A 14185-nucleotide genomic window follows, 5' to 3' on the forward strand; every position below is an offset into this window, starting at 1 on the left:
GCATCATGTGGATGACCAAAGTCTCGATCCAGAACCCGGTCTTCGCGACCATGGTGATGGTGGCCCTGTGCGTGCTCGGCCTGTTCTCGTATGCCAAGCTGGGCGTGGAGAACATGCCCGACATTTCGATCCCGGTGGCCTCGGTGGATGTGCGTTACCCCGGCGCATCGCCGGAAGCGGTCGAGCGCGAGGTGGCCAAACCGCTGGAAGAAGCCTTGAACTCGATTGCCGGCGTCGAAAAGGTGATGTCGCGCAGCTTCGAAGGGCGCGTGCAGGCGCAGGTCGAGTTTGGTCTGAACACCGATATGGGGCGCGCCATGCAGGAGGTGCGTGACCGTGTGGCCGCCGCCCAAGCCGCCTTCCCCAAAGATGTGAAGACGCCGACAGTGGCGCGTGCCCAGATCGAAGACAGCCAGCCCATCGTGCTGGCCGCGCTGATGAGCAAGACCAGGCCCGCACGCGAGTTGTCGATGATGGCCGAGCTGACCATCGCCAAGCGCCTGGGCCGAGTCGACGGTGTGGCGCGGGTGGATGTGGGTGGGCTGGTCACACGCGAGGTGCGTATCGATCTGGACCCGCTTCGCCTGCGGGCTTACGGGGTGACGCCGGCGGAGATTTCGCAGGCACTGCGCGAGGCCAATGCCGATCAACCGGTGGGCCTGATCTCGGATAAAAACTCGGACGCCATTCTGCGCGTCGAGGGCCGGGTCAAAGACCCCAAACAATTCGCCAACATCGTGGTGGCGCGGCGTGGCAATCTGGTTTTGACGCTGGGCGACCTCGGCAGCTTGGTCGAACGTGAGCGCGAGGCCGACAGCATTGCCCGCATCAATGGCGCCCAAGCGGTCAGCTTCAATGTCTTCAAGCAGCAAGACGCCAATATCGTCACCACCGGCGAAGGGGTCAAGGAGGCGATGGAGGAGCTGCGCAAGAGCCTGCCCGCCGATGTCGAACTGAATGTGATCTTCGCCTCCAGCGATAACGTTAAGAACGCGCTGGATGGCCTCAAGCACACCTTGGTGGAAGGCGCGCTGCTGACCATCGCCATCGTGTTCCTGTTCCTGCACAGCTGGCGCTCAACCATCATCACTGGCCTGACCTTGCCGATTGCGGTGATCTCCAGCTTCATTGCCGTGCACGCCTTCGGCTTCACCTTGAACTTCATGACCATGATGGCGCTGAGCCTGTGCATCGGTCTGCTGATCGATGACGCGATCGTGGTGCGCGAGAACATCGTGCGCCATGTCGGCATGGGCAAGGACCACCGCACAGCGGCTTTCGATGGCACCAATGAGATTGGCCTGGCGGTCATGGCCACCACCTTCGCCATCTGCGCCGTGTTTGTGCCGATCTCCTTCATGGGCGGCATCATCGGTAAGTTCTTCTACCCCTTCGGCATCACGGTGGCGGTGGCGGTGCTGGTGAGCTTGTTTGTTAGCTTTACGCTGGATCCGATGCTCAGCTCGATCTGGAAGGACCCGCCGAGCCATTACCTGAAGCGCGTGCCGGTCATCGGGCATCTGATCCGCGCAACCGACCGGGGCATGGATGCTTTGCATCGCGCCTACGAAGTTGCCATCCGCTGGGCCTTCTCGGGACGCCGTTATCGCCTGTTTGTGCCGCCGATCCCGGTGTTTGGTCGTCCCTTTGACGCCCAGGGCCAACGTGACCGTAGCCAAAAGCGTCGCCTGCGTCTGGCCACCATCACGCCACGCGGTCTGGTGATGATGGCCGGCGGCGGCAGCTTCGTCTTGGCCCTGGTGCTGAGCGCTTTTGTCGGCAGCGAATTCGCACCGAAAACCGATGACAACTTCACCCAGGTCAATCTGCGCATGCCGGTGGCCTCCAGCCTGGAGCGCAGCAATGCCAAGGTGGGCCAGATCGAGGCCATCCTCAGTCATTACAAGGAAATCAAAACCGTTTCTACCGTGGTGGGCGGTACCGGCGAAGGCATGACCACCGGGCGCAACCAGGCCACGCTGAGTATCTCCCTGGTCGACAAGAAGGAGCGTAAACGCAGCCAGAAGGAGGTCGAGGACGCCATCCGCGCCGACATCGCCAAGATTCCGGGCGTCGACGCCAGCGTCGGCGGCGACCGTGCCATCTGGATCACCTTGCTCGGCAATGACCCCCAGGTGCTGACCCAGGCCGCCAATGATTTGGTCGCCAAGATCAAGAAGATCCCGGGTGCGGTGGATGTGGAAACCACGGTCAAGCCCGGCCTGCCGGCCTATGCCGTCAAGCTGAAAGATTCGGCCGTGCGCGAACTGGGCTTGACCGCACCGCAACTGGCCGCCTCGCTGCGTGCCTATGTGAACGGCGATGTGGCGACCTACTGGACCACGCCGGACGGCAACCAGGTCGAGGTGCTGCTGCGCCTGCCGGTCGAGGCGCGCCAGCGGGTCGACCAGATGCTGAAGCTGCCGGTGGCCTTTGCCAAGGACGGCTCGCCGATCTCGCTGGACCAAGTGGCCACCATCGAGTCGGTTTTCAATCCGGAAGTGATCCGTCGCCAGAACCTGCAGCGCCGTGAAGCCGTATTTGCCGGTACCGAGGGGCGTCCCTCCGGTGATGTCAATGCCGATGTACAGAAGATGATCAAGGCCACCCAACTGCCACCCGGCGTCAGCTTCAATGTGGACGGCGGCGCCAAGCAGCAGGCCGATGCCTTCAAGGGTCTGTTGGCGGCCATGGGCCTGGCGGTGATCTTCATCTACATCGTGTTGGCCAGCCAGTTCGGCAGCTTTGTACAGCCGATCGCCATCATGGCCTCGCTGCCGCTGGCCCTGATCGGGGTGATGTTGGCCCTGCTGGTGACCGGTTCGACCCTGAACGTGTTCTCGATGATCGGCCTGGTGATGCTGATGGGCCTGGTCAGCAAGAACGCCATTCTGCTGGTTGACTTCGCCAACCATGCCCGCAAGGCAGGTGCCAGCATTCCCGAGGCGCTGTTGCAGGCCGGCCTGATCCGTATGCGGCCCATCATCATGACCACCGCGGCGATGGTGTTCGGCATGTTGCCGATGGCGATTGCCCTCAACCAAGGCGCCGAGGTGCAAGCGCCGATGGGTCGCGCCATCATTGGCGGCGTGATCACATCGACGCTGCTGACGCTGGTCGTCGTGCCGGTGCTGTATTCCTACCTGGTACGCGAGCGTATGCCGGCAAAGAAGGGGGCAGCGATCGATGACAGTGCGCCGCTGGGATTTGTGCCGGCAGAGTGAGGTCACGATGCGAGACGGGGTTCCCTTCTGGGCCCTGTCTTTTGAGGGGCAGACAAGGGCGTCTTTGACGCCTTTTCTCGCTTGATCTGGCGGCCGGGTAGGGCGGGCAAAGCGGTTTTGTTGCTGCTATCCTGACGCCACCGATGTTGCCCCCTTCTCAAATCCTTGCCCAAGGCTTGCGCTTCTTGCTGCTGAGCCTGTGTTTGCTGCTGCCAGTTCATACGAAGGTTCAGGCCCAGGTGCGCCTGCTCAGCGAGGAATTCCCACCGGTCAATTTCAGCCAAGACGGCGTGCCCAAGGGCTTGGCGGTCGAGGTGGTTCAAGAGATTCAGCGGCGCTTAGGGCAAAAGCAAGGCATCGAGTTCATGCCCTGGGCCCGCGCCTTCCGCGAAGTGAAGGGGGTCGGCACGGTAGCGCTGTTTTCAATGGCCCGCACACCGGAACGTGAGAAACAGTTCAAGTGGGTCGGCCCGATCGTGACCTTCTACAGCTCCATCTATGCGCCGGCCCAAAACGGCATGCGTTTACGGAGTATGGAGGACGCCAAGCGCGCCACGGCGGTCTTGGTGGTGCGGGATTGGTTTACTGCGGAGGAATTGAAAACGCTGGGCTTTCAGAACCTGCTGCCGGTGACCGATCCTGGCACCGCGATTCGCATGTTGTTGGCCAAGCGTGCGCCATTTTTTGCCACCGAGCGTTTGTCGATGCCGCAAATCATGGCCAAGGCCGGGGTTGCCGACGAGGCGCTGGAAATCGTCTACAGCTATGCCAGCTCCGAAGGCTATATCGCCTTTTCAGCCGACACCCCCGACGCCGAAGTCAAGGCCTGGTCTGACCGGCTGCGCGATTTGAAGCACGACGGCACATTTCTCGCCATCTACAAGCGCTGGCTGCCCAAGGACAACCCGCCGCTGGAGCGTTGAGGCGAAGCTGCCCGTGTTGCGGTCAAGGCCTTGAGAACAGCGCTGGCCGACCGCAACAGTGATCGCGCTCGACTTGGATCAGCACTCGACGATATTCACCGCCAAGCCGCCGCGTGCGGTTTCCTTGTACTTGGTCATCATGTCGGCGCCGGTGTCGCGCATGGTCTTGATGACTTTGTCCAGGCTGACAAAGTGGGTGCCGTCGCCGCGCAAAGCCATGCGTGCGGCGTTGATGGCCTTGACCGATGCAATCGCATTGCGCTCGATGCAGGGGATTTGCACCAAGCCGCCGACCGGGTCGCAGGTCAGGCCTAGGTGGTGTTCCATGCCGATCTCGGCCGCGTTTTCCACCTGCTCGGGCGTGCCGCCCATCACCTGGCACAGAGCTGCCGCGGCCATGGAACAGGCCACGCCCACTTCGCCCTGGCAGCCGACCTCGGCGCCTGAGATCGAGGCGTTCTCTTTGTAGAGAATGCCGATCGCGGCGGCGGTCAGCAAGAAGTCGATCACGCCGTCGTCATTGGCGTGGTGCACAAAACGGCTGTAGTAATGCAGCACGGCGGGCACGATGCCGGCCGCGCCGTTGGTGGGCGCCGTGACGACGCGCCCACCCGCGGCGTTCTCTTCATTCACCGCCAAGGCATAGAGATTGACCCAGTCCATCACCTGTAGTGGGTCGCGCAAGGCGGCTTCCGGATTAGCGGTCAGGTCACGGTGCAGTTGCGGTGCGCGGCGCTTGACCTTGAAGCCGCCGGGCAAAATGCCCTCGGTCTTGCAGCCGCGGGTGACGCAGTCTTGCATCACCTGCCAAATCTTCAAAAGCCCGGCGCGGGTCTCTTCGTCTGTGCGCCAGTGGCGTTCATTGCGGCGCATCACTTCGGCGATGCTGATGCCATGTTGCTTGGTCAAAGCCAGCAACTCGTCGCCCGACTTGAAGGGGTAGGGCAGCACCGTCGCGTCAGGCGCGATGACTTTTTGTTTTTGGCCGTCTGCCAGCACCTCTTCGGCCACCACAAAGCCGCCGCCCACCGAGTAGTAGGTGCGCTCGGTCAGCAATTCGCCTTGCTCGTCATAGGCGCTGAACTTCATGCCGTTGGCATGCAGCGGCAGGCTTTGGCGGCGGAACATCACCAGGTCTTTGGCTTCGTTGAAGGCAATGGTTTTCTCGCCCAACAAGCTGACGGTATTGCCTGAGCGGATGGCGTCCAGATAAGCCGGTACTTGCTCGACGTCCACCGTGTCCGGCTCATGGCCGGCCAAGCCCAGCAAGACCGCTTTGTCGCTGCCGTGGCCCTTGCCGGTGGCACCCAAAGAACCGTAGAGCTGCGACACCACACGCGCGGTTTTGCCCAGCAACTCCTCATGGCGCAGGCGCAGCACGAAGAGCCGCGCGGCGCGCATGGGGCCGACGGTGTGGCTGCTGGATGGGCCGATGCCAATCTTGAAGAGGTCAAAAACTGAAACGGCCATGGGGCCTCCGCAGGAAAAAGTGAAACCTTGAGTTCAAAAAAAACCGACGGCGCAGCAGTGAATTCTGCGCGCGGTCGGTTTTACTTTTCAGAGTGAGGATCAGCTCTGGTAGTCGCTCATCGGCGGGCAAGAGCAGGACAGATTGCGGTCGCCGTAGACGTTGTCCACGCGGCCCACCGGCACCCAATACTTCTGGCGGCGCAGCGAGGCCACAGGGTAGGCCGCAACTTCACGGCTGTAGCCGTGGGTCCACTCGGCCTTGAGCAAGCTCTCGGCGGTGTGCGGTGCGTTCACCAGCGGGTTGTCTTCGCGGCTCCAAGTGCCCTTGGCCACTTCTTCGATTTCGGCGCGGATGGCCAGCATCGCATCGCAGAAGCGGTCCAGTTCGAACTTGGATTCCGACTCGGTCGGCTCCACCATCAAGGTCCCGGCCACTGGGAAGGACAAGGTCGGCGCATGGAAGCCGTAGTCGATCAGGCGCTTGGCCACGTCTTCGGCACCGACGCCGGTGGCGTCCTTCAGCGGACGGATGTCCAAGATGCACTCGTGGGCCACGCCGCCACCCTTGACGCCAGCGATATTGCCGCTGAAGTGGATGTCATAGGCATCGGCCAAACGTGCGGCCACATAGTTGGCCGACAGAATCGCCACTTCGGTGGCGGCTTGCAGGCCTTCAGCGCCCATCATGCGCACATACATCCAACTGATCGGCAGCACGGCGGCATTGCCCAGAGGTGCAGCCGAGACCGCACCGATGGCGGTCTTGCTTTCATAGCCGGCCGAGCGATGCACCGGCAGATAAGGCACCAGATCGGCCACCACGCAAACCGGGCCGACGCCGGGGCCGCCACCGCCGTGCGGAATGCAGAAGGTCTTGTGCAAGTTCAGGTGCGAGACATCGCCGCCGAACTCGCCCGGAGCCGCCACGCCAACCAAAGCGTTCATATTGGCGCCGTCCACATAGACGCGGCCGCCATGGCTCTTCACCAGCGCGCAGATTTCCTTCACATGGGTGTCAAACACGCCGTAAGTGGAGGGGTAGGTGATCATGATGGCGGCCAAGTTGGCGCTGTGCTGTTCGCACTTGGCCTTCAGGTCGACCAGATCGATATTGCCTTCCTTGTCGCACTTGGTCACCACCACGCTCATGCCGACCATCTGGGCCGACGCGGGGTTGGTGCCGTGGGCCGATTCAGGAATCAAGCAGATCTTGCGATTGCCTTCGCCGCGCGACTCATGCCAGGCCTTGATGGCCAGAAGACCCGCATACTCACCTTGCGAGCCGGCATTCGGCTGCAGGCTGATGCCGGCGTAACCGGTGGCCTGGCAGAGCCAGCCGGTCAGCTGATCGTTCAGCAGGGCATAACCCTTCAGCTGATCGTGCGGTGCGAAGGGGTGAATCGCGGCGAACTCGGGCCAGGTGATGGGGATCATCTCGCTGGTGGCGTTCAGCTTCATGGTGCAAGAGCCCAGCGGGATCATGCTGCGGTCCAGCGCCAAATCCTTGTCCGACAGTGCGCGCAGATAGCGCAGCATCTCGGTTTCGGAGTGGTAGCGGTTGAAGACCGGGTGGCTCAGATAGGCCGAAGTGCGTTGCAGTTCCGCCGGAATCAGCGAAGCCACGCCCTTCTCAAAGGCCGAGAAGTCGGCCTCTGCCTTGCCGGCCGAGAACACTGCCAGCAGCGCTTGCAGATCGGCGCGGGTGGTGGTTTCGTCCAGCGAGATGCTGACAGCGTCAACAGCCGCGCGGCGCAAGTTCATGCCGGCAGCGACGGCCGCAGCCAGCACGCCGTCGGTCTTGCCGCCGGTTTGCACCGTCAGCGTGTCGAAAGCACTGCTATTGGCAATCGTCCAGCCCAGGCCTTGCAAGCTCTTGGACAGCACGGCGGTGAAGCTGGCCACGCGCTGAGCAATGCGCTTCAAGCCTGCAGGGCCGTGATAGACCGCGTACATGCTGGCCACCACGGCCGGCAGCACCTGGGCGGTACAGATGTTCGACGTGGCTTTCTCGCGGCGGATGTGTTGCTCGCGGGTCTGCAGCGCCAAACGGTAGGCTTGATTGCCGTGGGCGTCGATCGAGACGCCAACCAGTCGGCCCGGCAGATTGCGCTTGTACTCGTCCTTGCAAGCCATGTAAGCGGCGTGCGGGCCGCCATTGCACATGGGCATGCCGAAGCGCTGGGTGGTGCCGATTGCGATGTCTGCGCCCATTTCGGCCGGAGCCTTGATCAGGGTTAGGGCCAGCAAGTCGGCGGCTGCGATCAGCAAAGCGCCTTGTGCATGCAGCGCATCAGCGGCGGCTTGCAAGCTGCGCACTTCACCGAACACGCCGGGGTACTGCAGCAGGGCGGCAAAACACTCGCTCTTGCCGGCTTCGGCAGCGGGACCCACTTGCACGGTGAAGCCCAGCGGTTCAGCGCGGGTGCGCACCACTTCCAGCGTCTGCGGCAGCACGTCGTCGGCCACGAAGAAGACTTGCGACTTGCTCTTGCCCACGCGGGCGGCCAGGGTCATCGCTTCAGCGGCGGCGGTGGCTTCGTCCAGCATCGAGGCATTGGCGATGGCCATGCCGGTCAGGTCGGTCACCATGGTCTGGAAGTTGACCAGGGCCTCCATGCGGCCTTGCGAGATTTCGGCTTGGTAAGGCGTGTAAGCGGTGTACCAGGCGGGGTTTTCAAGGATGTTGCGCAGGATGACGCCCGGGGTCAGGGTGTCGTAATAGCCCTGGCCGATATAGCTCTTCAGCACCTTGTTCTGGGCGGCCACGGCCTTCAGTTCGGCCAAGGCTGCGGCCTCGCCGGCCACCGGCGGCAGGTCCATGCCGACCGAGCGCTTGATGCTGGCGGGCACGATGGCTTCGATCAGCGCGCGACGCGAGGCGGCACCAATCACCGACAGCATCGCGACTTCATCGCTGGCGTAGGGGCCGATGTGGCGGGCGTGGAATTCGGAAGCGTTTTCGAGCGCGGCCAGCGGCTGCAGGGTGGACATCAACATGGCAATTCCTTGCTGGAGTGCGCCGGCTCGTGGCGGGCAGACTCCGATCATTCGGGGAAGGGCGGAGCGCTTTTTCAAGCGCCCCTGGGACTTCTAGGCAATCCAGGCTGTTGCCGAGCGCTGCCCGTCTTGGGCCATGCCGGCAGCAGCCTTGTCAATCAGCTGTTCTTGACCAACTCGTCGTAAGCGGTGCCGTCCATCAGGCCGTCGAGTTCAGCGGCGTTGCTGAGCTTGACCTTGAAGAACCAGCCGGCCTTCAGCGGGTCGGAGTTGGCCAGCGAAGGGTCATCGCGCAGGGCTTCGTTGACTTCGGTGATTTCGCCGCTGACGGGCATGTAGACATCGGCCGCGGCCTTGACGGACTCCACCACGCCGGCCACTTCCTTGGCGGCAAAAGTGGCGCCAATGCTGGGCAGGTCAACGAACACCACATCGCCCAGCGCGTCTTGCGCATGCACGGTGATGCCCACGGTGACGATGCCGTCAGCTTCGATCTGGACCCACTCGTGGTCGTGCGTGTACTTGATGCTCATGTGTTGCTCCGTGAATAAATGAGTGCAGGAGGGAGAAAAATCGAATCAAACTGGGTCGGTCTGCAAGACCTGACCCTGGCAGGGACTGGGATCAGCCGCGAAATCAACCCGGAATTAACCGCGGTAGTAGCCGTTAGGTGTGAAGGGCGTGCTGGAAACCGTCATCGGCGTGCGCTTGTCACGCACGATGGCGAACACCTCGGTGCCCAGGGCCGAGTATTCCTTGCTCAGATAGGCCAGCGCAACTGGCTTGCCGACCGTGGGGCCCAGGGTGCCGCTGGTGACGACGCCGATCTCGGCGCCATCGGCATTGACCAGCTTGGCGCCTTCGCGCACCGGCATGCGTTCGCTGCTGACCAGGCCGACGCGCTTGCGGGCAGCGCCGTTGGCCAGTTGATCGTCCACCACGGCGGCGCCGGGGTAGCCGCCGGCACGGGCGCCACCGGCGCGGCGCACCTTTTGGATGGCCCAGGTCAGCGAGGCTTCGACAGGGGTCGTTTCGGTATTGATGTCATGGCCGTAGAGGCACAGGCCGGCTTCCAAGCGCAGCGAGTCACGCGCGCCCAGACCGATGGGCTTGACTTCCGGCTGAGCCAGCAGCTTGCGAGCCAAGTCGACCGCTTGGTCTTGGTGCACCGAGATTTCGAAACCGTCTTCGCCGGTATAGCCCGAGCGGGTCAGGAAGGTGGCTATGCCTTCCAGATTGAAAAAGCCGCCGGTCATGAAGGTCAGCTTGGCGACTTCAGGATTCAGGCGCGAGAGAGCGGTCACGGCTTGTGGGCCTTGCAAGGCCAGCAGCGCTTGCTCGGGCAAAGGCAAGACCTGGCACTTGTCACCAATCTTGGCTTGCATATGGGCGATGTCTTGCACCTTGCAACCGGCATTGACCACCACAAAGAGGTCGTCCGGGCGGCGGGCGATCATCAAATCGTCCAAGATGCCGCCGGCCTCGTTGGTGAACAGGGCGTAGCGCTGCTTGAACAGGCCCAGGTCGATCACGTCCACCGGCACGATGGTTTCCAGCGCGGCGGCGGCGCCTTCGCCGATCAAGCGGACCTGGCCCATGTGGGAGACGTCGAACAAGCCAGCGGCAGCGCGGGTGTGCTTGTGTTCGGCCATCACGCCGCTCGGGTACTGCACCGGCATGTCGTAGCCGCCAAAGGGCACCATCTTGGCGCCGAGTTCAATGTGCAGCGCGTGCAGGGGGGTCTTGAGGAGGGTTTGATCAGCGGACATGGCGGCAATTACTCGAGGGCAGTCATCTGGCCTACTCCAACCAAGGAGTAGGGGGAATGCCCTCGCTGTCCGCTTTACCTGAGAGATTGGCCGCCGGCGTATCGCCCGCAGCTTGCCCCTTCGGTGGACGGGCTCAAAGGCTCGTCTCTCTCCAGTGAGGAACGCCCGACGTTTTGTGAACGGACGTTTTGTCAGTCCTTTTGCCTGAGCGTTCGCAGCGTGGGATCACCAGTGCCACTGCGCCTTCGGCGGTTCCCGCGAGGAAACTCTCTCCTGACGGGGGGCATTGTAGCCATGCTTTGCCCTCGCTCGGACGAGACTTTTTAGCCCCCGCAAACCTCAGTCATGGCCATGCGCATGGGCTTGGCCCGCCAGTTCATCGTTGATGGGAGCCGCTTCGCCGTTCACACCCTCAAAGAAGAAGGGGCGGCGGGTCTTGCTGCGCGGCAAGACCTCGTTCATGGTCTTGGCCTCGAACAAGCGGCCGTTTTGCATCACCTGGCTGATCTGGTCGCTGTTGCGAATATTGCCGAGCACATCGCCGCTGATGATCACCAAATCCGCCAGCTTGCCCACCTCCAGCGAGCCCAGGTCTTTGTCCAGTCCCAGGGTCTGGGCCGGGTTCAAGGTGGCGCTGCGGATCGCTTCCAGCGAAGTCATGCCGCCCAGGCCATACATCCACATCTCCCAATGCGCGCCCAAGCCTTCGCGCTGCCCATGAGCGCCGATATTGGTGCGCACACCGGCGCGCTGAAGCTCGGTGGCGGTCTTGGCGATGCGCAGGATGTTGAAGTCTTCATCCGGCGCGGTCAGGCGGCGCACGCTGCGCGCTTGCAGCAGGGCGCGTGGCACGTAGCGGGTCAGCAGCGGGTGCTTCCAGACCTCGGTGCGGGCGTACCAATAATGCTCGCCGTCCAAGCCGCCAAAGCCCACGTTCAAGGTGGGCGTGTAAGCCACCTGGGTTTGCGACCAGAGCTGCTTCACATCGTCATAGACATGGGCCACCGGCAGCGAATGCTCGATGGTGCTGTGGCCGTCCACAATCATGTTCATATTCAGCTGGAACAGCGAGGCCCCTTCGGGTACCACCATCATGCCGGTCTGGCGTGCGGCCTCGATGATTTGCTGGCGTTGCTCGCGGCGCGGCTGCTGATAGCTCTTCACGCTGATGGCCCCGGCGGCTTGCTGGCGTTTCAGATGCACCAGTGCATCGTCCAGCTTGTTGATGACGGCGGTGAATGGCGTTTTGGCGCCATACAAAATCGTGCCACTCGAATAGATGCGTGGCGCCAGCACCGTGCCGGCGCGCTGCATTTCGGCCTGGGTGAAGATGTCGCCATTGCGGTTCGACGGGTCGTGTAAGGTGGTCACCCCAAAAGCCAGCGAGGCGTAATTGACCCAGCTTTGCTGCGGGATGATTTCCGTCTCGCCCATGCCGCCATGCCAATGCGCGTCGATCAGGCCGGGGATGATGGTCTTGCCGCTGGCGTCTAGCATTCGTGCGCCGGCCGGCACTTGCACCTGGCCTTTGGCGCCGACTGCGGCGATGCGATTGCCCTCGACCACGATCACGCCGTCCGGGATGACCTCGTCGCCCTTCATCGTCACGATGCGCGCGCCGCTGATGGCAATGGCACCGCTGGGCTTGTCGGCCTTTTGCACAAAGCCAATCGGGCGGCCTTGAGCGGACGGCTTGAATTCGCTGGCCTTGCCTTCGGACGCCGCAGCGCCGGGCTTGTAGGCATCGGCCAGGGCAGTGGTGAACAGCTGGTCGGCGGCGGTGAAGTGCACGCTGCGGCTGTCGCCACTCCACTGCATGGCCTCACCGCTGATGATGTCCAGCTGACGCACCGGCAGGGCGTCCATTTTGGGCCCCACGCTGATGGACTTGCCGGCCTGCGGCAGCGGCGTTACATAAGCATGGAAGCGCTCCACAAAGCCCAACCACTGGCCGTCCGGCGAGAGGCTGAACTCGGTGGCAAATTCAGACTTGGCGATCTCGGTTTCCTTGCGGTCGGCCAGGTCAATGCGCACCAGTTTGCGGGCGAAATCTACCTCATTGCTCAGCGACGAGCGGGTTAGGTAGACCGCATCGCTGCCCGCGCCAAACTGTGGCGCATCGCCGTCCTTGGCAATGCGCTGCGGCGCGCCGCTGCCATCAGCTGCGGCGATGTAGATGCCCTTGTCCAGACCGTGCCAGGGCGAGGTCAGGTAGCCGCCGGGCTGCTTGCTGTAGACCACCGTCTTGCCGTCGGGCGAGAGCTTGGGCGCCAAGTATTTGCCGGGCGTCTTGGTGATCTGGGTCTCGCGGCCGCTGGCCAAGTCAAGCTTGCGCACTGCACCGAGTTGTTCGTCGTTCCAGCTCACAAAGACCAAGGACTTGCCATCGCGCGAGAAGCTCGGGAAGGACTCGAAAGCATCGCTGCGCTGCGTGAGTCGGCGCGGGGGTAGCGCTTCTTTGCCAGCGCGCAGGTCCTTGATATAGAGCTGGCCGAGCGCGGAATAAACCACCGCGCTGCCGTCCGGCGCCACGGTCGCCCAACGCAATTGCTTGACGGCAAATTGATCCGGGGCCACCTCTTGCGCCTGCCGCAAGGCCTCGCGCACCTCGCGCTGGTCCTTCACATGAAAAGGGATCTCGGCGGCCGTGCCTGCAAACGGGTCCACCTTCCAAATGCGGCCCTGGGCCCAGGTCACCACATGCTTGGCGTCTGGCGTCCAGGCGAAGGCAGGGTAAACGCCGTTCACCGACCAGGCTTCTTGCAGGTCGCGCTCCATCTGGGCCCAGACCGGCTTTTCTTGGCCGGTCTTCAAGTCCTTCAGGAACAGCGTGCTTTGGTTGCGGATGCGGCGGACAAAGGCCAGGTACTTGCCATCGGGCGAAGGTGTGGGGCGGATGGCGCCCCCGGCGCCCTGCACAAAGGCCTCCACCGTGCCATCGCGCAAGTCTTGGCGGAAGATCTTGAAGATCTCGCCGTTGGCGTCTTTGTTGTATTCAAACTCACGCCCGGCGGTGGTGTCGCGGGAGTAGTAAAGATAGTTGCCGTCGGGCGAGAGCGCGGGCTCGCCCAGGTCTTTTTGCCAATTCGGCTTCTCGTTCAGTTGCACACCCTTGGTGTTGGCGCCGCCATCCAAGTGAAAAAGCCAAATCTCACCGGAGCCCGCAGAGCGGGTGCCGGTGTAATGCTTACGCGCGGCGATGTACTTGCCATTGGGGTGCCAGACCGGGTTGTTCAGCAGGCGGAAGTCCTCGTTGCTGATGGCGCGAGGGTTGGAGCCATCAGCATTCATCACCCAGATGTTGTCTCCGCCGCCGGCATCGCTTTGAAAGGCGATCAGCTTGCCATCGGGCGAGAAGCGCGGCTGCTGCTCCCAGGCCACAGAATGCGTCAGGGCACGCGCCTCGCCACCCGCGATGGGCAGCATATACAAATCACCTAGCAAATCGAAGACGATGCTTTGGCCGTCCGGGCTCACGTCCAGCGACATCCAGGTGCCGCTGCGGGTGTTGATGTTTACCCTGCGGGCCGCGCCCGGCGTCTCGTTGACGTTCCATTTGGCTGTGGCAGGCAAGCTGTCCGCTGCTTGGGCCGGAGTACCTGCGGCCGCGGCGAGTGCGGCGCAAATCAGCGAGATAGAAAGTGTGGGCAAACGAGGGCGGAAGGCGGTGTTGGGAGCGGTCTTCATCACGGAGGCGTGTGGCGGGTGAATCTGCCCAGGGACTGAGGCTGGGGCGGTCGCGCAGCATATGCGAACCCGGCCTGCCGAGGCGTAAGTCATTCCCCTGGTTTTGCATCGCTTG

The 14185-nt window shown here is 62.9% G+C and carries 7 protein-coding genes and 2 riboswitches; of the genes, 2 read left to right on the forward strand and 5 right to left on the reverse strand.

The annotated features are described in order from the left end of the window. The first annotated feature begins 5 nt into the window (after nucleotides 1–5). Both WG899_RS01895 and WG899_RS01900 read left to right on the forward strand, forming a co-directional pair. A complete protein-coding gene (locus WG899_RS01895; RefSeq protein WP_339593920.1) occupies nucleotides 6–3224 on the forward strand; it encodes an efflux RND transporter permease subunit in 3219 nt (1072 codons plus the stop codon). Between the two features lie 143 nt (nucleotides 3225–3367). Beyond that, nucleotides 3368–4147 (forward strand): substrate-binding periplasmic protein, encoded by a 780-nt coding sequence (locus WG899_RS01900; RefSeq protein WP_339593921.1) that lies wholly within the window; start codon nucleotides 3368–3370, stop codon nucleotides 4145–4147. A gap of 78 nt (nucleotides 4148–4225) precedes the next feature. On the opposite strand, the gene WG899_RS01905 is transcribed toward WG899_RS01900, so the two are convergent. From WG899_RS01905 to WG899_RS01925, 5 genes are all read right to left on the reverse strand, one after another. After that, on the reverse strand, nucleotides 4226–5617 hold the full coding sequence (locus WG899_RS01905) for an L-serine ammonia-lyase (protein ID WP_339593922.1): 1392 nt from the start codon (nucleotides 5615–5617) through the stop codon (nucleotides 4226–4228). 99 nt (nucleotides 5618–5716) lie between these two features. Continuing rightward, nucleotides 5717–8614, reverse strand: coding sequence for an aminomethyl-transferring glycine dehydrogenase (gcvP, locus tag WG899_RS01910; protein WP_339593923.1), 2898 nt, complete (start codon nucleotides 8612–8614; stop codon nucleotides 5717–5719). 158 nt (nucleotides 8615–8772) lie between these two features. Beyond that, nucleotides 8773–9147, reverse strand: a complete 375-nt coding sequence (gene gcvH / locus WG899_RS01915) for a glycine cleavage system protein GcvH (RefSeq protein WP_339593924.1) — start codon at nucleotides 9145–9147, stop codon at nucleotides 8773–8775. A gap of 114 nt (nucleotides 9148–9261) precedes the next feature. Beyond that, on the reverse strand, nucleotides 9262–10383 hold the full coding sequence (gcvT, locus tag WG899_RS01920) for a glycine cleavage system aminomethyltransferase GcvT (RefSeq protein ID WP_339593925.1): 1122 nt from the start codon (nucleotides 10381–10383) through the stop codon (nucleotides 9262–9264). A gap of 55 nt (nucleotides 10384–10438) precedes the next feature. Beyond that, nucleotides 10439–10548: riboswitch (glycine riboswitch) on the reverse strand. Between the two features lie 17 nt (nucleotides 10549–10565). Further along, nucleotides 10566–10669, reverse strand: a riboswitch (glycine riboswitch). 53 nt (nucleotides 10670–10722) lie between these two features. Then, entirely contained in the window at nucleotides 10723–14070 is a 3348-nt protein-coding gene (locus WG899_RS01925) for an amidohydrolase family protein (RefSeq protein WP_339593926.1), read from the reverse strand. Nucleotides 14071–14185: the final 115 nt, after the last annotated feature.

Origin of the sequence: Paucibacter hankyongi (genome assembly GCF_037482915.1) — a bacterium.
GTDB classification, from domain to species: domain Bacteria; phylum Pseudomonadota; class Gammaproteobacteria; order Burkholderiales; family Burkholderiaceae_C; genus Paucibacter_A; species Paucibacter_A hankyongi.